This is a genomic window from Ruegeria sp. BHSA163 (genome assembly GCF_059613365.1).
In genome coordinates, this window is record NZ_JBXWSJ010000019.1 from 51,669 (window position 1) to 69,466 (window position 17,798).

General features: G+C 53.7%; 26 protein-coding genes. 1 reads left to right on the forward strand and 25 read right to left on the reverse strand.

Annotated elements, in window-relative coordinates; all coding sequences use genetic code 11:
- Window positions 1-47 precede the first annotated feature (47 nt).
- The 12 genes from AC2FNV_RS10760 to AC2FNV_RS10815 all read right to left on the reverse strand — a co-directional run bounded on the left by AC2FNV_RS10760 (window position 48) and on the right by AC2FNV_RS10815 (window position 11,043).
- On the reverse strand, window positions 48-1,367 hold the full coding sequence (locus tag AC2FNV_RS10760) for a replication-associated recombination protein A (protein WP_170476984.1): 1,320 nt from the start codon (window positions 1,365-1,367) through the stop codon (window positions 48-50).
- Window positions 1,368-1,370: 3 nt separating this feature from the next.
- On the reverse strand, window positions 1,371-2,756 hold the full coding sequence (locus AC2FNV_RS10765) for a trypsin-like peptidase domain-containing protein (RefSeq protein WP_496773264.1): 1,386 nt from the start codon (window positions 2,754-2,756) through the stop codon (window positions 1,371-1,373).
- A gap of 209 nt (window positions 2,757-2,965) precedes the next feature.
- Window positions 2,966-3,856 (reverse strand): DUF2950 family protein, encoded by an 891-nt coding sequence (locus tag AC2FNV_RS10770; protein ID WP_170603392.1) that lies wholly within the window; start codon window positions 3,854-3,856, stop codon window positions 2,966-2,968.
- A 1-nt stretch (window position 3,857) separates the two neighbouring features.
- Entirely contained in the window at window positions 3,858-5,192 is a 1,335-nt protein-coding gene (locus tag AC2FNV_RS10775; RefSeq protein WP_170603390.1) for a DUF3300 domain-containing protein, read from the reverse strand.
- Window positions 5,193-5,331: 139 nt separating this feature from the next.
- Complete coding sequence (gene rplQ, locus AC2FNV_RS10780; protein WP_170476977.1) at window positions 5,332-5,754, reverse strand: 50S ribosomal protein L17; 423 nt, start codon at window positions 5,752-5,754, stop codon at window positions 5,332-5,334.
- Between the two features lie 117 nt (window positions 5,755-5,871).
- Entirely contained in the window at window positions 5,872-6,888 is a 1,017-nt protein-coding gene (locus AC2FNV_RS10785) for a DNA-directed RNA polymerase subunit alpha (protein WP_170476975.1), read from the reverse strand.
- A gap of 114 nt (window positions 6,889-7,002) precedes the next feature.
- Window positions 7,003-7,392: a 30S ribosomal protein S11 gene (gene rpsK / locus AC2FNV_RS10790; RefSeq protein ID WP_008757289.1), complete on the reverse strand. Its 390-nt coding sequence runs from the start codon at window positions 7,390-7,392 to the stop codon at window positions 7,003-7,005.
- 15 nt (window positions 7,393-7,407) lie between these two features.
- Window positions 7,408-7,776, reverse strand: a complete 369-nt coding sequence (gene rpsM, locus AC2FNV_RS10795; RefSeq protein ID WP_170476973.1) for a 30S ribosomal protein S13 — start codon at window positions 7,774-7,776, stop codon at window positions 7,408-7,410.
- Between the two features lie 210 nt (window positions 7,777-7,986).
- A complete protein-coding gene (locus AC2FNV_RS10800; RefSeq protein WP_170476971.1) occupies window positions 7,987-8,634 on the reverse strand; it encodes an adenylate kinase in 648 nt (215 codons plus the stop codon).
- Window positions 8,631-9,995 carry a preprotein translocase subunit SecY gene (gene secY, locus AC2FNV_RS10805; protein ID WP_170476970.1) on the reverse strand — a complete coding sequence of 455 codons (1,365 nt, stop codon included), beginning with the start codon at window positions 9,993-9,995 and terminating at the stop codon, window positions 8,631-8,633. The genes AC2FNV_RS10800 and secY overlap by 4 nt, the downstream gene beginning before the upstream one ends.
- Before the next feature lie 109 nt (window positions 9,996-10,104).
- Window positions 10,105-10,578 carry a 50S ribosomal protein L15 gene (gene rplO / locus AC2FNV_RS10810; RefSeq protein WP_170603388.1) on the reverse strand — a complete coding sequence of 158 codons (474 nt, stop codon included), beginning with the start codon at window positions 10,576-10,578 and terminating at the stop codon, window positions 10,105-10,107.
- A gap of 249 nt (window positions 10,579-10,827) precedes the next feature.
- Window positions 10,828-11,043: a DUF1127 domain-containing protein gene (locus tag AC2FNV_RS10815; RefSeq protein WP_170476967.1), complete on the reverse strand. Its 216-nt coding sequence runs from the start codon at window positions 11,041-11,043 to the stop codon at window positions 10,828-10,830.
- A 284-nt stretch (window positions 11,044-11,327) separates the two neighbouring features.
- On the opposite strand from AC2FNV_RS10815, the gene AC2FNV_RS10820 reads away from it, so the two are divergent.
- Window positions 11,328-11,693: a Rid family hydrolase gene (locus tag AC2FNV_RS10820; protein ID WP_170603386.1), complete on the forward strand. Its 366-nt coding sequence runs from the start codon at window positions 11,328-11,330 to the stop codon at window positions 11,691-11,693.
- A gap of 123 nt (window positions 11,694-11,816) precedes the next feature.
- Here AC2FNV_RS10820 and rpmD read toward each other — a convergent pair whose 3' ends face one another.
- From rpmD to AC2FNV_RS10885, 13 genes are all read right to left on the reverse strand, one after another.
- Entirely contained in the window at window positions 11,817-12,005 is a 189-nt protein-coding gene (gene rpmD, locus AC2FNV_RS10825; protein WP_005621828.1) for a 50S ribosomal protein L30, read from the reverse strand.
- Window positions 12,006-12,017: 12 nt separating this feature from the next.
- Window positions 12,018-12,599 carry a 30S ribosomal protein S5 gene (gene rpsE / locus AC2FNV_RS10830; protein ID WP_170603384.1) on the reverse strand — a complete coding sequence of 194 codons (582 nt, stop codon included), beginning with the start codon at window positions 12,597-12,599 and terminating at the stop codon, window positions 12,018-12,020.
- Between the two features lie 115 nt (window positions 12,600-12,714).
- Window positions 12,715-13,074 (reverse strand): 50S ribosomal protein L18, encoded by a 360-nt coding sequence (gene rplR / locus AC2FNV_RS10835; RefSeq protein WP_170476961.1) that lies wholly within the window; start codon window positions 13,072-13,074, stop codon window positions 12,715-12,717.
- A gap of 11 nt (window positions 13,075-13,085) precedes the next feature.
- Complete coding sequence (rplF, locus tag AC2FNV_RS10840) at window positions 13,086-13,619, reverse strand: 50S ribosomal protein L6 (protein ID WP_170476959.1); 534 nt, start codon at window positions 13,617-13,619, stop codon at window positions 13,086-13,088.
- 11 nt (window positions 13,620-13,630) lie between these two features.
- On the reverse strand, window positions 13,631-14,023 hold the full coding sequence (gene rpsH / locus AC2FNV_RS10845; protein ID WP_068340741.1) for a 30S ribosomal protein S8: 393 nt from the start codon (window positions 14,021-14,023) through the stop codon (window positions 13,631-13,633).
- Between the two features lie 13 nt (window positions 14,024-14,036).
- Entirely contained in the window at window positions 14,037-14,342 is a 306-nt protein-coding gene (gene rpsN, locus AC2FNV_RS10850; RefSeq protein ID WP_010437098.1) for a 30S ribosomal protein S14, read from the reverse strand.
- Between the two features lie 19 nt (window positions 14,343-14,361).
- Window positions 14,362-14,922, reverse strand: coding sequence for a 50S ribosomal protein L5 (gene rplE, locus AC2FNV_RS10855; protein WP_170476958.1), 561 nt, complete (start codon window positions 14,920-14,922; stop codon window positions 14,362-14,364).
- Entirely contained in the window at window positions 14,915-15,226 is a 312-nt protein-coding gene (rplX, locus tag AC2FNV_RS10860) for a 50S ribosomal protein L24 (protein ID WP_170476956.1), read from the reverse strand. The genes rplE and rplX overlap by 8 nt, the downstream gene beginning before the upstream one ends.
- Before the next feature lie 2 nt (window positions 15,227-15,228).
- The gene (gene rplN, locus AC2FNV_RS10865) at window positions 15,229-15,597 is read right to left on the reverse strand and encodes a 50S ribosomal protein L14 (protein ID WP_068340767.1); all 369 of its coding nucleotides are present in this window, start codon (window positions 15,595-15,597) and stop codon (window positions 15,229-15,231) included.
- A 77-nt stretch (window positions 15,598-15,674) separates the two neighbouring features.
- Window positions 15,675-15,905 (reverse strand): 30S ribosomal protein S17, encoded by a 231-nt coding sequence (rpsQ, locus tag AC2FNV_RS10870; RefSeq protein ID WP_170603382.1) that lies wholly within the window; start codon window positions 15,903-15,905, stop codon window positions 15,675-15,677.
- A 4-nt stretch (window positions 15,906-15,909) separates the two neighbouring features.
- Window positions 15,910-16,116, reverse strand: coding sequence for a 50S ribosomal protein L29 (gene rpmC / locus AC2FNV_RS10875; protein ID WP_010437082.1), 207 nt, complete (start codon window positions 16,114-16,116; stop codon window positions 15,910-15,912).
- A 205-nt stretch (window positions 16,117-16,321) separates the two neighbouring features.
- The gene (locus AC2FNV_RS10880) at window positions 16,322-17,017 is read right to left on the reverse strand and encodes a hypothetical protein (protein WP_170603380.1); all 696 of its coding nucleotides are present in this window, start codon (window positions 17,015-17,017) and stop codon (window positions 16,322-16,324) included.
- A gap of 131 nt (window positions 17,018-17,148) precedes the next feature.
- On the reverse strand, window positions 17,149-17,769 hold the full coding sequence (locus AC2FNV_RS10885) for a 2OG-Fe(II) oxygenase family protein (protein WP_170476952.1): 621 nt from the start codon (window positions 17,767-17,769) through the stop codon (window positions 17,149-17,151).
- Window positions 17,770-17,798: the final 29 nt, after the last annotated feature.

Sequence of the window (17,798 nt, forward strand, 5' to 3'; positions counted from 1 at the left end):
GCACGGAAACACGCGCGTCTCTCGCCTGCATCGTTCAAAGAGTCAAGTCAGCCTTGATCAGAGTTCCGCTGCGCTCGCAACTTACCGAAATACTCCAGACGCTTCTTTAACTCGCGCTCAAAACCGCGTTCTACAGGCTGATACAGGACCGGGCGTTTCATATCGTCGGGAAAGTAGTTCTGACCGGAAAATCCGTCTTCGGCATCGTGATCGTAAGCGTACCCTTCCCCATAACCCTGATCTTTCATTAGGGACGTTGGCGCGTTCAATATATGCTTTGGCGGAGGTTCACTGCCCGACTGCTTTGCAAGCCGCGTCGCCGCCTTATAGCCCATATAGGCCCCGTTCGATTTCGGCGCCAAAGCCAGATAGATGAGTGCTTGCGCCAAAGCCAATTCACCCTCAGGAGAACCCAATCTTTCGTATGTCTCCCAGGATTGAAGGCAAATTGCCTGGGCTTGTGGGTCGGCAAGACCAATATCTTCAACCGCCATCCGGGTGATCCGACGCGCAAGGTATCTGGGGTCTTCGCCACCGTTCAGCATTCGGGCTAACCAATAAAGGGCCGCATCGGGGTCGGACCCTCGGACCGATTTATGCAGCGCCGAGATCAGATTGTAATGTTCGTCTCCAGACTTGTCATATTTGGCAGCCCTTCGCATCAAGCGCGTCGACAGGGCATCCGGATCCAGAGGCCTATCAACTGACCACGCCGCGATCTGTTCGATCAGATTTAGCAACGCGCGCCCGTCGCCATCTGCCATCTCTTGCAGCGCATCTCGCGCAGCCGGGTTCAGCGGCAATGCGCGTCCAAGTTCTTTTTCTGCCCGTTGCGTCAAACGTTCCAAATCCGCAAGACTCAAGCGTTCCAGAACCAAAACTTGCGCTCTGCTCAGCACCGCGGCGTTTAACTCAAACGACGGGTTTTCAGTCGTGGCCCCAACCAACAAGATCGTGCCATCTTCCATATGTGGCAGAAACCCATCCTGCTGCGCCTTGTTGAAACGATGTATTTCGTCGACGAACAACAATGTGCCTTGACCGTTTTGCCGGCGGATTTTCGCAGCCTCGAAAACCTTTTTCAGGTCTGGCACCCCTGTAAAAATCGCACTGATCTGAACAAAGTGCAGATCGGTTTCCTGCGCAAGAAGTCGCGCGATCGTGGTCTTTCCGACACCCGGAGGTCCCCAGAATATTAGGCTGGACAAACTACCCGCAGCCAACATGACGCCCAACGGTGCTTCTGGTCCAAGCACTTGTTCCTGCCCGATCACATCGCTCAGCGATTTTGGCCGCAACCTGTCGGCCAGCGGTCTATGCGGTTCTTCGGCAGGTTCGGACTTTCCTGTGTCGAATAAATCAGTCACAGATCACAACCGAAACCGAAGGGATAAAGAACGCCCGCCACGTTGAATACTCATGTTCAATCTGCGCCCAGGATCGGTCAAAGCGCTAACAACGTCGCCTGGGCGCTCCATTTCTGCGCCATTGATAGCATTCAGAACGTCGCCGACCCGCAAGCCAGCACGACCACCGTAAGGGCCGGGATCTACGACGACCACGCCTGTCTGCGAAAGAGCCAATCCAAGGCTCGTAATCATAACGGGATTTACTCGGGCAACTTTTAAACCGGGCAATACAGTTTTGTCGTCAAGAGAGATTTCTTCTGCCGCTGGCTTGTCCGGAGCCTCAATCAGGTCTACTTCAACTTCTCCGCTCACGCCGTCCCTTAGTCGCGTTAAGATGGATGTTCCACCAACACCCGATACAGACATGCGGAATTTCATTTCAGCGGGGGAGTTGACCTCATCCCCATCGACATGGGTCACCACATCACCTACACGCAACCCTGCGTCAGCCAGTGGGCTGAGAATGTGTAAATCGGATATGACCACGCCTTGTGGGATAGTAATGCCCAGCGACTCGGCGATATCTGCGCTCATGTGTTGCCCGGCCATACCAGCCCACGGGCTGACAAAGTTCGAATTGCCAGCACGTGCCTGTTTCAGAAATTCAGCAACCAGATTGGCAGGTATGGCAAAACCAATACCATTCGAACCACCGGACCGCGTTAGGATCGAGGTATTAATTCCGATCAGTTTCCCATTCACATCGATCAAAGCACCACCGGAGTTGCCGGGGTTAATTGCAGCGTCGGTCTGAATGAAATAGCCGCGCGCGTTACCGGTTGCGGTTCCTGTCCGTGCCAAACCAGAGATAATGCCTGAGGAAACCGTCTGCCCCACCCCGAATGGATTGCCAATTGCCAACGCCAACTCGCCCACTTCCACATGATCCGAGTCGCGCATTATTAGGTAAGGAAGGCTATCAGCTTGCTCCAATCTCAAGATGGCGATGTCGCTTTCTTCGTCTCCCAGCACCACTTTAGCCGAAAACTCGCGCCTGTCCGTGGTGACCACGCGGATTTCCGTGGCAGATCCGACGACATGATAGTTCGAAACGACAAATCCGTCTTCGGTCAAAATTACTCCAGAACCCAGCGAATTTTGAACACGAGGCCTTGGGGCGCCAAAATCACGGCCAAAAAACTCTTGAAAGAACGGGTCTAAAAAGAAAGGGTTTGCACCACCCTTCCGCACGATTTTTGCGTAGATATTGACAACGGCTGGTGCTGCTTGCTTGACGACAGGCGCGAAACCCAAGGAAATTTCGGACTGCGTCTGCGGTACTCGGGTTTCTGCCGTGGCCATAGTGGCGCATGCCAATGACAAAACAATAAGTGTCGCGCGAAACATGGATACCTCAACCGATATTGTTCAGGTGGATATGCGCTCCACAGGCCATTAATGCAAGCGAGGACAACCGATGGGCGCGCACCGGAAGCCGCGGTTCATGACAGCGACGCTGGCCTCAACAACTGAATTCACACAACCGATTTTAGTCCAGCACAACCTATGATGTTGCAAGCAGCTGACAAAGGTCTCTTACGTTTCTGAATTTCAGCTTATTCAACCGGTGACCAATCTGGGCCCGGATCATAGGTCGAAATTTCAGCTGTTAAGTTAAGCGTATCCGGGCCGAAGTCGGCCTCGTAAACGACCCCGTTTTCACCAACCAGGAACGAGTGGACACCCGTTTCACCATATTCAGACGGGACCGCCAGCAGTGCGTGCCCAGCCAAAAACAAGTCGCCGACGTAATAGGAATAAGCCCCACCAGGAGCGTTTGGTCCCTGACCTTGCAAGATTGTATAATAGTAACCAAGGAAGGGTTCAGCTTCATAGTCGGCCTCGCCATCGCTCCACCCTGAGGCCGCAGCACGGGCCAGTGCTGCTCCCACGAAACTATCTTCCTCAGGCCAGAACAGCCCGTTTCTTTCCCCTGGATCGGCGATGATAGTTCGTGCAAACTCCATAACTCCATCACCGTTATGATCGACCAACCGGAACGCAGCCTGAAGATCGACATAAGCCTCAAGCAAGTCGATAACCTCGAGTTCGTTCAAACCGATCTCACGGGCGGACAGTTCTTCGACCCCGGCTTCGAGATCGAATTGCCATCTGTTTTCAACTCTTGAAATTGGGATCGGGAAGGGCCAACTGTCTTCACCCAGCAGAAGAACTACCCCTTCACCCTCGGGCTGAAAGCGGTACCCTTCGGCGTACATTTCAAGCACTTCCTGCCTTGTTTCCCGCTCTTCCACAGGTTCACCCGTGCCAATCAATTCTTCAGCTTCGGACCCAAAAATCTCCAGAAGTTTTTCTTGATCGCTCGCCCTCAACGCTTCGACAAATGCGTCCAGAGCTGTCTGCGGGGTATCAAACCGAGCTCCATCCGACAGCGCCGGGCCAGCGGCGGCGACAAGGAGCAAAATAGAAAAAAACGACTTACGCATCTTACCGTCTCCGCTTTCCTTTGGCCGCGTGCCCACGTTTGGACGCACTATGTGTTCTGCTACCCGACGCTTTTTTCTTCATCGCCTGCCCCTTGGATGCCGAAGGTTTACGTTGCGGCGCCGCCGCTTTCTTTACTGGCGGTTTCTGAGCGGTCTTTGGTCTTTGCGCCACATTCTTTTTCCCGGCATCTGGCCGTTGTTTGGTGCGATCAATAGCTTGTTGTTTGGCCACAGCCTTATCGCGGTCAACATTGCCTCGATTAACCTGCGGCAGGTTACCGTTTCCATCTGCCCGATTGGCAAGCGCACCACCTGCCACCGCACCAGCGCCTGCTCCAACCGCAGCTGCCGCCGCCCGGTCTCGCGCGGCTCCATCTCTGCTGATATCTGCGGCTCCGGATTCTCGGCTCAATTTGGCACGCAACTCATCTGTGCGCCCCTCAGGGCGGTTGACTGGCAGATCGCTACGACCGCCTTCGGGTCTTTTATGATCCGCGATCTTGTTGCGCGCCTGTTGTTGACGATCCGGATCGGGTTGCCACCCATTCTTTGTTCGGTCGCCCAAGTCTATGTCATTACCGATGTTGACGTTTCCATCGACGTCTATGTCGATGTCTGGGTTTCTGTAGATAGGACCACCGTCCCACCCCCCGCAATTTCGGCATCCCCAATAATCATACCAATCGTCGTCATCGTCAAAAATCTCATCAATCAACGCCACGGTGCCGAAGGTCAGCAAAGTCGCGCCCAGTACATCTCCAGCCGAAGGCCCTGTGTAGACGGTCTCTGGGTTGTATTGGGGCACATAGACCGTTTCGGTGTTTGTGGGTGTGATTACGACTGTTTCATCTTCGGCCACTTCGACGGTTTGCTCAGGCCCTGAAACCAATGCACCGCTGTCGATTGCCTGATCCCGCATCACCTGAACTGCGTCCAACACGTCATCTGACTGGGCCAGCATGGCGGTACCTACCGTTTCGGTCCAATCAATATGCGTTGCCATTTGTCCAACGACTTCGGGAAAAGCTGTCGCTAAGACAGCTACAGAAGGATCCCATCCCATCGCTTCTATTTCAGGTTCCAGTTCTGCAGGGTCACGATCAGCGTTATCAAGCAAATAGCGCTCGGCCTTGACAATCTCCAATGGCTGCGTGGCGGCGACAAAGATCTGTATTAGCAACGTGTCGGGGTAAAGAGCCACCGGGGCGACTAAAGTTTGCAGTTCGGCATCTGTCAAAAGATCAGATGGCGCTGCTTCAACGTTGTCGGATTCTTCTTGCGCATAAAGGGCACTAGATGCGCCGATACTGAGCGCAATTATTAAACATCTGAACATATTGCGATCCCTCAATTTCTTGAAGGATCACTCAAATTCTCGATTCTGGCAACAGGACGACAGTAAGCCTTAGGCACCTGAAAAAACAAAAAGACCCCGCGATTAAAACGCAGGGGCCTTCTGATCGTGCCAGGTTCTATTACTCTTCGTCAGCCGCCTCTTCCGCAGCGACGCGTGCTTTGTCAGCAGCACCCTTGGCGTCCAGATCACGATCAACGAACTCGATGATCGCCATTGGGGCCATATCGCCATAGCGGAAACCAGCCTTCAGGATGCGGACATAGCCGCCCTGACGCTCGGCGTAACGAGGACCAAGAACTTCGAACAGCTTTGCAACGTCCTTATCTTCCTTCAGCTGCGACGCTGCCTGCCGACGGGCATGCAAGTCGCCGCGTTTGCCAAGGGTGATCAGTTTTTCAACGATCGGGCGCAATTCCTTAGCTTTGGGAAGAGTCGTCTTGATCTGCTCATGTTCGATGAGAGAACCGGCCATGTTCGCAAACAGAGCTTTTCGGTGCTCGTGAGTACGATTCAGGCGGCGATAACCACGTGCGTGACGCATTTTTTAGTTCCTTCTTTCAATTTTGCTTTGTCTGGCCGGCGATGCGTGTCACCGGCTCTCCTTGGGGCGGAAGTGCCCAGAACGTCCCCGGCAACCCGGGCATAGGCGAAGACGCGCTTAAAACGCGTCTTCGAATTTCTTGGCCAGATCCTCGATGTTGTCGGGCGGCCAGTCTTCGACATCCATACCGAGGTGCAAACCCATACCGGAAAGCACTTCCTTGATCTCGTTTAGCGATTTGCGGCCGAAGTTCGGAGTGCGCAGCATCTCGGCTTCGGTCTTCTGGATCAAATCGCCGATGTACACGATGTTGTCGTTCTTCAGACAGTTCGCCGAACGGACCGACAGTTCAAGTTCGTCCACTTTCTTCAGCAGCAGCGGGTTAAATTCCAGACCATCATCTTCATCTTGGCGACCGGCTGCCTCTGGTTCGTCAAAGTTGACAAATATCGACAATTGGTCTTGCAAAATACGCGCGGCAAAGGCCAAAGCATCTTCTGGAGTGATCGATCCATCGGTATCGATCTTCAGGGTCAACTTGTCATAGTCCAGAACCTGCCCTTCGCGGGTAGGCTGAACATCATAGGCAACCTTTTTGACCGGAGAGTAGATCGCATCGATCGGGATAAGACCGATGGGAGCATCCTCGGGTTTGTTCTTTTCGGCTGAGACGTAACCCTTGCCAGTGTTGACAGTCAGCTCCATGAACAGGTCCGCACCATCATCCAAGTGGCAGATGACGTGATCGCGGTTCAAAACCTCGATTCCAGCGCTCTCGCTGATGTCGCCAGCAGTGACAACGGCAGGGCCTTTAGCATTGATCGACAGGCGCTTGGGACCTTCGACTTCCATACGTAGGGACACGCCTTTTAGGTTCAGGATGATGTCGGTGACGTCTTCACGCACACCCGCAACCGACGAAAACTCGTGCAAAACGTTGTCGATCTGGACACTTGTGATAGCGGCACCCTGTAGCGAGCTCATCAATACACGACGCAGTGCGTTGCCCAAAGTCAGACCAAATCCACGCTCCAACGGCTCGGCAACCAGAGTCGCCTGACGCGCAGGATCATTACCCGGTTTACCGTCAAGCTGGGTCGGTTTGATCAATTCTGCCCAATTCTTATGGATCATGTAATCCCTCCATTCCTGTCCGCGCCCCATGACCAACAAGGTGCAGACGCCCGAGGTTTAAAATGACGTGCTGGGGCCGTGCAAAAACACAGCCCCAGCTCTGTTCAAAATCACTTAGACGCGGCGACGCTTTGGCGGGCGACAACCGTTGTGAGCGATTGGGGTCACGTCGCGGATCGACGTGATGTTGAAGCCCACTGCAGCCAACGCACGCAACGCAGATTCCCGACCAGAGCCAGGCCCCTGCACTTCGACTTCCAGCGTCTTGACGCCGTGTTCCTGCGCCTTTTTCCCTGCATCTTCTGCAGCCATCTGGGCAGCATAAGGTGTCGACTTTCGCGAACCCTTGAACCCCATTGTGCCGGCAGACGACCACGAAATGGCGTTGCCCTGTACGTCCGAAATCAGGATCTTGGTGTTGTTGAACGTCGAGTTCACATGGGCAACGCCCGATGCGATGTTCTTACGCTCTTTACGCTTTACGCGTGTCTTATCACGTGCCATCTATCAGACCCTCCCTTATTTCTTCTTACCAGCGATGGCCTTTGCGGGGCCTTTGCGGGTACGGGCGTTGGTGTGGGTACGCTGACCGCGAACCGGCAGGTTACGGCGATGACGCAGACCGCGATAGCAGCCCAGATCCATCAGGCGTTTGACGTTCATTTGAACTTCTCGACGCAAGTCACCTTCAACAGTGTAGTTAGCGTCGATATGTTCACGGATGGCCAAAACTTCGGCGTCCGAGAGTTCGTTGACACGGCGAGCCGTGTCGATACCGACGGCTTCGCATATTGCGTTAGCCGAGGTGTTGCCGATACCGGTGATATATGTGAGGGCGATAGGTACCCGCTTGGCAGTCGGGATGTTTACGCCGGCAATACGTGCCACGTGTCACTTTCCTTTTGTTGCGGTTCCGTAACTCCAGAACCTTTTTTCACAACACTTGACCTTGGCAGTGAGGCCAGAGAGTCCAGCATTTGTACGAGGTAGTAGAGGCGCGCCAGACGAATCCCGCACGCGACGATGATTCCCTAAGGGATGTGGGTCGATATGGGCTTTTGATCGCGTCGTCAAGCCCATTTTCCAACCATAGATACACTAGGCGTCCAGAACCCCTGCAATTGCATCTTGAACTTGCGCGATCTCACCCAGACCATCGACCCTGGAGAGCTGACCTTTGGCATAATAATATCCAATCAGCGGTGAGGTTTTCTTGTAGTATTCCATAAGCCGCGTCTTTAGGCTCTGCTCGTTATCGTCAGCACGACGTTTGAAGTCGTTTTCCTTACCGCAATTCGTGCAACGTCCGTCGGCCGGGATGGGTTTGGTTTTGTCGTTGTAGACCTCACCGCAACCGCCACAGGTGGATCGCGCCGTGATACGCTCAACCAATGCAGCGTCGTCGACTTCCATTTCGATTACGGCACCCAGACTGTTGCCAGTACTTTCGAGCAATTCACCCAATGCATCTGCTTGCGCCAGTGTCCTGGGAAATCCATCGAAGATAAATCCGCCCGACGCGCCCTGATCCAGCTTTTCACGAATAAGCCCAATGACGATTTCATCAGTGACCAATTCTCCTTTGGCCATTACCTCCGCCACGCGGTTGCCCATCTCTGTGCCGCTGTCTTTTGCTTCGCGAAGCATGTCGCCCGTGCTTAGCTGTACCATACCGCGCGTTTCAACCAGATGCCGCGCCTGCGTGCCTTTGCCCGCGCCCGGCGGGCCCAACAGAATGATATTCATCGCCGAGCGGGTCCCTTTCTGCCGCGTCTTTTGCTTTTACCGCGCAGCTGGGACTTTTCTATAAGACCTTCGTATTGATGCGCCAGCAAATGGCTCTGCACCTGTTGGATCGTGTCCATAGTCACAGAGACAATGATCAGAACCGACGTGCCGCCGAAATAGAACGGAATGGCAAACTGACCTCGCAGAATTTCCGGTAGAAGACACACCGCCGCCAGATAGGCCGAACCCAGAACCAGAACGCGGTTGACCACATATTCAAGATATTCCGAAGTTTTCTTTCCTGGGCGAATACCGGGAACAAATCCATTCTGCTTTTTCAGGTTATCAGCCACATCGTCCGGCTTGAATGACACGTTGAACGTGTAGAAATAGGCAAAGAAGACTATCATCGTCGCAAAGAACAACAGATACAGCGGTTGACCCGGACCAAAGTTAGCCAACAGCCACGACATGAACGGCCCATTCGTGGCGCCGGATGAGAAGGTTGAGATAGTCACCGGCAAAAGAAGCAATGAACTTGCAAAGATCGCCGGGATTACACCTGCAGGGTTTACTTTGACCGGAAGGTGGCTCGAGCCGCCCTCGTACACTTTCATACCTGCCTGGCGACGGGGGTACTGGATGTGAATTTTGCGCAGCGCCCGTTCCATGAACACAACGAATGTAATCACGGCGATTACCATGATTATTACGCCGACGATTACCGCCGGACTGATCGCGCCGCTGCGACCGCTGGCAAAAAATTGCGCCAATGCCGCCGGAACTTCTGCAATGATTCCAACGAAGATGATCAGAGAGATACCATTACCTATACCGCGCGCCGTGATCTGCTCACCCAACCACATCAGGAACATTGTGCCGCCGACCAGTGTGATCATCGTAGAGAAACGGAAATACAGCCCAGGATCGGTGGCCAGATCGCCGGATTCCAGCGAGACAGCCAAACCGTAGGCTTGGACCGTAGCCAACGCTACGGTGCCAAAACGCGTGTATTGGTTGATTTTCTTGCGCCCTTGCTCGCCCTCTTTCTTGAGTTGTTCGAGGGCCGGAACCATAGAAGTCAGCAGTTGAACGATGATCGAAGCCGAAATGTAGGGCATAATACCAAGGGCAAAGATACCCATCCGCCCAAGCGCCCCGCCGGTAAACATCGAAACCATGCCGCCGATGCCCTGCCCCGCCTGCTCCATGAATTCGCGCAAAGCTTGCCCGTCAATGCCAGGTACCGGAATGAAGGTGCCAAGGCGGTAGACAATCAACAATCCCAGCGTGAACAGGATGCGGTTGCGCAGATCGGTGGCTTTGCCAAGGGCAGACCAGCTCGCGTTGGCTGCCATTTGTTCTGCTGCTGATACCATAAATCGGTCTCTCTTATGTAAACGCCGCCCGGAACCGTTTTCCGGCTCGGGCGGCGTCTTGGAAAACTCTGAAGTCTATGTAAGCGGCCCGGACGCCACTCACAAGCGCTTACTCTGCCGCAGCAGCTTTTGTGACTTTCAGTGAACCGCCCGCTTTTTCAACTGCCTCAACGGCAGATTTCGAAGCTCCGGTCACTTCCAGGTTCACCTTCGCGTTGATTTCACCCTTTGCCAGAACCCGGACACCGTCCAGTTTGCGGCGTACGAGCCCGGACGCAACCAAAACGTCTTCGGTAATTGCTGATTTGACGTCCAGTTTGCCAGCGTCGACAAATTTCTGGATCAGGCCCAAGTTGATTACAGCGAATTCCTTCCGGTTCGGCTTGTTGAAGCCACGCTTTGGTAGACGCTGATAAAGCGGCATCTGGCCGCCTTCATAACCATTGATGGCGACACCTGACCGGGATTTCTGGCCTTTGATACCACGGCCACCCATTTTACCTTTGCCGGAACCGGGACCACGGCCAACGCGGGTGCGTTTTGGTGTGGCGCCGGGATTGTCGCTCAATTCATGCAGTTTCATTTCGCTTCTCCTTGGCCGGATGTGACCCCCGAAGCGTGATGGGTCAAACACGGCATTTTTTGATTTTGATTCTCGCGGACACAATGCCACCGCAGCCCGATACAGCTTCGTGCCGTCTGTTGCAAGGTTTCTTGTAAATTTCAAACATTCAGCAACCATCTCGTGGTTGCCAAACCCGCAAATACCAGAGGCGCCACAGGGCGCCTCAGTTTCAGTTCCAAATTAAAGCGCTATACAGCTTCATTGTATTTACGAGAAATAAACCTGCTCGCGCGCGATGTCTGCTATGTCACACCTACGCAAACCAATGTCATCCAGCTCCCGGTTGGACAAGCGTTGGAGCTCGTTATAGGTGCGGTGGTACTCGATTGCCTTGGTGCGAGTTTCTTTCAAACCTTCGACAAACTTCGCAATTCGCGCACTCAGGTTGAAACCGCCATGTGCTAGTGCAGTTGTGTGTGCCATATCTCTATTCCTTACTTTGACCAGGGCGTATTCCCCGGTGTTTTCTCTATGTGTTCCTTTGGGGACAAAGCTCAGATAGGTGCGGCAGGTAACGCTAACAACGATATTTTAGGTCTAGCCGATATGCATTGAGTGAATGGCTGATCAACAAAAGATATGATCGGCGATCGATTATGGATTGCAATTAGATTGGGTTGTTGCAGTTCGCCTGAGTCCTGTTATTCACTGCGTATTTGGTTTGGGTGTGCGATTTTGCGGCCGTAAAACTTCTGAAAGGGTTTGATTTGAAAATTCAGCGCGTTGTCAGTGACGCAAAGGGGCGCAGCGATGCCGTGTCCTTCAATGGACTTGCTTACGTTGTTGCCTATGACCCCAACGCCGCCAGCGGGATCGAAGCGCAAACTCGAAACAGCTTACAATTTCTTGACGCAAAACTCGCAGAAGTAAGAAGCAACAAAGAGGCGCTTCTACAAGCAAGAGTGTACCTGAGCGACATGAAAATGAAGGCTGACATGGACGAAATTTGGTGTGAGTGGATTGGCACGTCTAAAAATTGGCCCCAAAGAGCATGCGTCGGAGCCGACCTTGGTGACGATGTGACGCTGATAGAGATCGTGGTAATAGCAGTACAAAAGCCGGAAGCGCTCTAACACGCTGTTCTGGGTCTTTAACTTTTACAAGAAACCAATACATTTAGCAGGCTTTATTTTAAACCGAAAAAGCGCCCCCGGCCGAACCGGAGGCGCTTTTTTGGCATTTCGTTTTTGAATCGATCAACCGCGTTCTTCGACGATCTCTACCAGATGTGGAATCTTGTTGATCATGCCGCGGACCGAAGGTGTATCTTCCAGCTCACGGGTCTTGTGCATCTTGTTCAGACCCAGACCGATCAGAGTTGCACGCTGTTCGGCGGGACGGCGGATCGGAGAACCGATCTGCTTGACGACGATGGTTTTTGCCATGGGTCGCTCTCCTTACGCTTCAGCTTCAGCAGCAGGTGCTTCGGCCGCCGGGGCTTCTTCCCGCTTGGGCAGGATGTCAGCAACCTTTTTGCCACGACGCGCAGCAACCGAACGCGGGCTCTGCTCTTTTTGCAGACCGTTAATGGTTGCGCGGATCATGTTGTACGGGTTTTGCGACCCCAGCGACTTGGAAACAACGTCCTTGACGCCCAGCATTTCGAACACAGCACGCATCGGACCACCTGCGATGATGCCGGTTCCTTCAGGTGCGGTGCGCATAACCACTTTACCGGCGCCATGACGACCTTCGATATCGTGGTGCAAAGTCCGACCTTCGCGCAGTTGCACACGGATCATCTGACGCTTGGCCTGCTCAGTGGCCTTGCGGATGGCTTCAGGTACTTCTTTCGCTTTCCCTTTTCCAAAGCCCACACGACCTTTCTGATCGCCGACCACCACCAGAGCGGCGAAGCCAAAGCGCTTACCACCTTTTACGGTTTTAGACACACGGTTGATTGCGACCAGTCGATCGGCAAATTCCGGTGCTTCTTCACGGTCGCGGCCTCGGCCCCGACGGTTTTCACGTTCTGCCATCTGGCATCCCTTTTCTCTAGAGGCGCATCAGCGCCGTTTTATTCAATCCAAGTGAGCCCCGACTGCTGCCGAAACCCCCGGATCATCGGGGCGGATCGAAACCCGCCCGCAAGTCTTAGATCTTCAGACCACCTTCACGCGCAGCGTCGGCGACAGCCTTCACTTTGCCGTGGAACAGGAAACCACCACGATCGAAATAGGCTTCTTCGACGCCAGCTTTCTTGGCACGCTCGGCGATCGCTGCGCCCACTTTGGCGGCCGCTTCGACGTTGTTCTTGCCAACAACACCCAGATCTTTTTCCAGGGTCGAGGCGGAGGCCAGCGTCACGCCACGTACGTCGTCGATCAACTGAACGGAGATGTTCTTGTTTGACCGATGCACAGACAGACGCGGCCGACCCGCGTTGACTTTGCGAAGTTTGTTCCGAACGCGCAGGCGGCGCTTCAGAAACAGGGTTCTTTTGCTGTTTGCCATTGTTTGCGTCCTTACTTCTTTTTGCCTTCCTTGCGGAAGATGAACTCGCCCTTATAGCGGATGCCCTTGCCTTTATACGGCTCGGGGCGGCGCCAATCGCGGATTTTTGCGGCAACTTCACCAACTTGTTGTTGGTCGATACCTTCGACAACAATCTCGGTTTGCTTCGGTGCCGTAATGGTCACGCCGTCCGGAGCAACGAAATCAACGTCGTGGCTGTAGCCAAGGTTCAGCTTCAAGGTATTGCCTTGCATCTGCGCCCGGTAACCAACACCCTGAATTTCAAGTTCCTTCTTGAAGCCGTTGGTCACGCCTTCAACAAGATTTGCGACCATAGTGCGGCTCATGCCCCACTGTTGGCGCGCGCGCTTGGACATGCCGCGCGGATCGATCTTGACCACGTTGTCTTCAACTGACAGCGTCACATCGTCGGTGGCGGTGAAGCTGCGGGAGCCTTTCGGGCCCTTCACTTCGATGGTCTGGCCGGACACAGTGGCGGTAACACCGCTGGGTAACTCGACCGGTTTTTTACCAATACGAGACATTGCAGACCTCCTTAGAAGACGGTGCAGAGCACTTCGCCGCCAACATTGTTGGAGCGAGCGTTTGCGTCCGACATCACACCTTTCGGAGTGCTGACAATCGACACGCCCAGACCCTGACGGACCTGCGGGATGTCATTGACGCCCATGTAAACACGGCGACCGGGCTTGGAAACCCGCTTCAGTTCGCGAATGACAGGGGTGCCTTCGTAGTATTTCAGGCTGATTTCGATGGCTGGATGACCGTTTTCACCGGTCGTCTTTTCATAGCCACGGATATAACCTTCGTCCGCCAGCACGTCCAAAACCCAACCGCGCAGCTTTGAAGCCGGGGTAGAAACAGTGGACTTTCCGCGCATTTGCGCATTGCGGATACGGGTGAGCATATCGCCGATAGGATCGTTCATATCAATCTCTCCCTTACCAGCTCGATTTCACCATGCCGGGGATCTGACCAGCAGAACCCAGCTCGCGCAGCGCGATACGGCTGACCTTAAGCTTACGGTAATAAGCGTGGGGACGACCGGTCAGCTGACAGCGGTTGTGCAGACGGGTAGCCGAGCTGTTGCGCGGCAGTTTCGCCAGTTTCAGACGCGCTTTGAAACGCTCTTCCATCGGCTTGCTCTCGTCATTAGCGATTTCTTTCAGCTCGGCACGCTTTGCGGCATATTTGGCCACCAGGCGTTCGCGCTTTTTCTCGCGTTCGATCATTGCTTTCTTAGCCATGTCTCAATCCTCCCGGCGCTTATGCGTTGAACGGCATGTTGAAATGCTTCAACAGTGCCTTTGCTTCAGCGTCGGTTTTCGCTGTGGTGGCAATTACGATATCCAGGCCCCAGACCTCGTCGACTTTGTCGAAGTCGATTTCAGGGAAAACGATGTGCTCTTTCATGCCCATGGCAAAGTTGCCACGACCATCGAAAGAAGGCTTAACACCGCGGAAGTCACGAACACGCGGCATCGCGATGGTAATTAGACGATCCAGGAACTCGTACATCCGGTCGCCGCGCAGGGTAACCTTGGCACCCAGCGGCATATCTTCGCGGACGCGGAAACCCGCGATCGACTTTTTCGCTTTGGTGGATACAGCTTGCTGGCCAGCAATCGCCGTCAAGTCTTCGACCGCAGCTTTCGCTTTTTTCGAGTCTTTGACGGCTTCAGCACCACAACCGATGTTCAGAACAATTTTTTCCAGCTTGGGAAGCTGCATGTCGTTCTTGTAACCGAACTCTTCTTTCAAAGCAGGACGGATGGTTTCGGCATACTGAGTTTTCAAGCGCGGGGTGTAGTTTGCGGTGTCAAGCATCGATTACATCTCCCGTTGTCTTAGCAAAACGAACCTTCTTTTCGCCTTCCATGCGGAAACCGACACGGGTTGCTTTACCGTTCTTGTCCAGCAGCGCCAGGTTCGACAAGTCGATCGGCAAAGCCTTGGGAAGGCGGCCACCTTGGCTGTTCTGCGTCTGGCGTGTGTGGCGAATGGCAATGTTGATACCGTCGACAACGGCCTTACCGGCCTTTGGGTCAACAGAGGTTATGGTTCCCTCTTTGCCCTTGTCCTTACCGGCCAACACGACAACTTTGTCGCCTTTGCGGAGTTTAGCAGCCATGATTACAGCACCTCCGGGGCAAGCGAGATGATTTTCATGAAGTTCTTGCCACGCAATTCACGAACAACGGGGCCAAAGATACGGGTACCGATCGGCTCGTTGTTGTTGTTCAGGATGACGGCGGCGTTGCGATCAAAACGGATCGCTGTGCCGTCTTCGCGACGGACTTCTTTAGCGGTGCGTACGACGACGGCCTTGCGGACGTCACCTTTCTTTACGCGACCGCGTGGGATGGCTTCCTTCACCGAGACGACGATAACGTCGCCAACAGAAGCGTATTTACGCTTGGAACCACCCAGGACCTTGATGCACTGAACTCGGCGTGCGCCAGAGTTGTCAGCGACATCCAGATTGGTCTGCATCTGGATCATGTGGTTTCTCCCGACCTGTGGGGGCTGGTCTAGTTAGTTCCCCCAGGGTTTCGACAAATGGAAAAGCTCCGGACGCCCTAAGCTTCCAGAACCTCCCAACGTTTCGTCTTCGATTTCGGCGCGCATTCGATAATGCGGACTGTATCGCCGACTTTGAAGGCGTTCCTTTCATCGTGAGCCCTGTATTTTTTGGACTTACGAATGGTTTTCTTCAGAACCGGATGCGTAAAGCGGCGCTCGACTGATACGGTTACGGTCTGTTCATTGGCGTCGCTGGTCACGGTGCCTTGCAGAATACGCTTGGGCATCTGATTACTCCTCGGATGCCGCAGCAGCGGCCTTTTCGTTCAGAATGGTTTTGACACGGGCAGCATTGCGGCGGGCCGCTTTGATACCGGCTGTGTTTTCCAGCTGACCGGTTGCCTGTTGAAAGCGCAGGTTAAAGCTTTCTTTCTTCAGGTTGGCCAGTTCCTCGCGGAGCTGGTCCGGGGTCTTGTCACGCAGTTCTTGGGCGTTCATCGCCTTTTTCCTTTGCTCAAAACACCAGAAGGCCCCCTTACAGGGTCACCTTTGACCTGGTGGATGAATGATAGACATACGAATCGCCCGACAACGCCGGGAGACCGCAGGATGCCGCCGTATAAGGGTTTGGGGTGAGTGTGGCAAGGGAAAGTTTCAGCCTTTTGCTTCGATGGGCTTTCCCGCCCATCGAAGACAATTAAGCTTAGACTACGATTTCCAAGGGATCGAGATAAAGTTCACCTTCAAACTCTATCGCGATCGAGTCGAATTCGTTCTTTGACGCCAGCTCTGTTTCAAATCTGACAGGGCCTTCGAAAATGACCCTGTCGCATGCGTCAGGAAGGGTCGCAATCAATTCGACAAGCCTGGTTTTCCCCGTAATTCCAAAAGGTCCTTTGTCATCAAAGGTGAACTCGTAATTTAAGCATGGCGCTATAACATTTACGATCGCAATCAATCTGGGAGGTTGAGGCGGTTGCGCGTTTATCCATGCTGAAACTGAATTTATTTCGATGCCAGACCCGGGCGGGGGTAAGGCTGTGTCCGCCGCAGAAGCAATAATGTCGTTTGAAAAGCTCACTATTCTTTTAGAGCCCGTTGCTACCACGTCACCATCGACTGTCACAAATGCAAGGACGGTGGTTTTGCCAATCGTCAGCGGCAGCCATCTTACTTTGAAGGTCAAAACTTGAGGGGCTTGAATACAGGGACCATCCGTCGATTTTATCGCCAATGTGATCGGCTCAACTTCCGGAAGGGTATATTGATCCGGAGGTGCCCCAGCAGATGCTCCGACCTTTACATAGCACCCGGTAGGTACGACTACTGTTGCCTCGACATCATACGACTTTAGGTTTGGGTTAATCTTGATCGACAATTGTGGCTTAAAAAATTCCATTCCAATTCTCCGTAATAAACACATAAAAAGTGCATACAGATTATCACGAAACTGTTTCGAGAAAAGCTCTCGTTTAAATTGCAAGACTGGGTGACAGAGAAAATGCGCAGTGCGACCGTCTAAAGGCGCGCTTATTCCCACTTATAATTAAAGCTCACGGAAATCCGCTCTTCTTCGGCCATGTTCATCGGCACCTCGTGGCGCAGCCAGCTTTCCCACAGCAGAACTTCACCCACCTGCGGCTGCATGTAGATGAACGGCCGCAAGTCCCGCCGCGCGCCCTTCAGACGAGTCGGCGCGGCCATCATGCGGCCCGAGCGGGGGTCTTCCAGTTTCAAAGCACTTGTTCCTTCGGGCATCGCCACATAGGTCGTGCCTGAAATCACGCTGTGCGGATGAATGTGGCTGGAATGCATTCCGCCTTCGGGCAGGATGTTGATCCACAAATCCTCAAGCTTTAACTTTCCTTCGCCCAGATCAAACTCCAAATCCTTGGCGAATGCGGCGACGTGCCGGTCCAGTGATGCAACCAGATCTGTGAAGATCGGAAACCGCCAAGGCAAATCCGTTAGAGACGCATAACTTGTATATCCGGGATAACCGTTCTTCTCGCACCATTCTTGCCCGGCCTCGTCATCCTCAGCGATGACAAGACAGGAACTTTCCAACTCTTCCTTGTCGATCTTGGGGTCGAATTCAGACAAAGCTGCGCGATAGAGACGGGTAACGAAGAGTGATTCAATTTGTGCCATGAGCCGGGCATAACCCAGCCCCTTCACCA

What these genes read in the sequence shown, in the direction of transcription:
- AC2FNV_RS10775 (WP_170603390.1), bottom strand. Translation starts at nt 5,192, where the DNA reads ATGTTCAGATGTTTAATAATTGCGCTCAGTATCGGCGCATCTAGTGCC.
- AC2FNV_RS10785 (WP_170476975.1), bottom strand. Translation starts at nt 6,888, where the DNA reads ATGATCCATAAGAATTGGGCAGAATTGATCAAACCGACCCAGCTTGAC.
- rplR (WP_170476961.1), bottom strand. Translation starts at nt 13,074, where the DNA reads ATGGCAAACAGCAAAAGAACCCTGTTTCTGAAGCGCCGCCTGCGCGTT.
- rpsN (WP_010437098.1), bottom strand. Translation starts at nt 14,342, where the DNA reads ATGGCTAAGAAAGCAATGATCGAACGCGAGAAAAAGCGCGAACGCCTG.
- rplF (WP_170476959.1), bottom strand. Translation starts at nt 13,619, where the DNA reads ATGTCTCGTATTGGTAAAAAACCGGTCGAGTTACCCAGCGGTGTTACC.
- rpsE (WP_170603384.1), bottom strand. Translation starts at nt 12,599, where the DNA reads ATGGCAGAACGTGAAAACCGTCGGGGCCGAGGCCGCGACCGTGAAGAA.
- rplE (WP_170476958.1), bottom strand. Translation starts at nt 14,922, where the DNA reads ATGCTTGACACCGCAAACTACACCCCGCGCTTGAAAACTCAGTATGCC.
- rpmD (WP_005621828.1), bottom strand. Translation starts at nt 12,005, where the DNA reads ATGGCAAAAACCATCGTCGTCAAGCAGATCGGTTCTCCGATCCGCCGT.
- rplX (WP_170476956.1), bottom strand. Translation starts at nt 15,226, where the DNA reads ATGGCTGCTAAACTCCGCAAAGGCGACAAAGTTGTCGTGTTGGCCGGT.
- AC2FNV_RS10800 (WP_170476971.1), bottom strand. Translation starts at nt 8,634, where the DNA reads ATGAATATCATTCTGTTGGGCCCGCCGGGCGCGGGCAAAGGCACGCAG.
- rpmC (WP_010437082.1), bottom strand. Translation starts at nt 16,116, where the DNA reads ATGAACGCCCAAGAACTGCGTGACAAGACCCCGGACCAGCTCCGCGAG.
- rplQ (WP_170476977.1), bottom strand. Translation starts at nt 5,754, where the DNA reads ATGCGTCACGCACGTGGTTATCGCCGCCTGAATCGTACTCACGAGCAC.
- AC2FNV_RS10770 (WP_170603392.1), bottom strand. Translation starts at nt 3,856, where the DNA reads ATGCGTAAGTCGTTTTTTTCTATTTTGCTCCTTGTCGCCGCCGCTGGC.
- rplN (WP_068340767.1), bottom strand. Translation starts at nt 15,597, where the DNA reads ATGATCCAGATGCAGACCAATCTGGATGTCGCTGACAACTCTGGCGCA.
- rplO (WP_170603388.1), bottom strand. Translation starts at nt 10,578, where the DNA reads ATGAAACTGCATGAATTGAGCGACAATCCCGGCGCCACACCAAAACGC.
- AC2FNV_RS10765 (WP_496773264.1), bottom strand. Translation starts at nt 2,756, where the DNA reads ATGTTTCGCGCGACACTTATTGTTTTGTCATTGGCATGCGCCACTATG.
- AC2FNV_RS10880 (WP_170603380.1), bottom strand. Translation starts at nt 17,017, where the DNA reads ATGGAATTTTTTAAGCCACAATTGTCGATCAAGATTAACCCAAACCTA.
- secY (WP_170476970.1), bottom strand. Translation starts at nt 9,995, where the DNA reads ATGGTATCAGCAGCAGAACAAATGGCAGCCAACGCGAGCTGGTCTGCC.
- rpsQ (WP_170603382.1), bottom strand. Translation starts at nt 15,905, where the DNA reads ATGCCCAAGCGTATTCTGCAAGGCACCGTGACCAGCGACGCCAATGAA.
- AC2FNV_RS10885 (WP_170476952.1), bottom strand. Translation starts at nt 17,769, where the DNA reads ATGGCACAAATTGAATCACTCTTCGTTACCCGTCTCTATCGCGCAGCT.
- rpsH (WP_068340741.1), bottom strand. Translation starts at nt 14,023, where the DNA reads ATGAACGATCCTATCGGCGATATGCTCACCCGTATCCGCAATGCGCAA.
- rpsK (WP_008757289.1), bottom strand. Translation starts at nt 7,392, where the DNA reads ATGGCACGTGATAAGACACGCGTAAAGCGTAAAGAGCGTAAGAACATC.
- AC2FNV_RS10815 (WP_170476967.1), bottom strand. Translation starts at nt 11,043, where the DNA reads ATGGCACACACAACTGCACTAGCACATGGCGGTTTCAACCTGAGTGCG.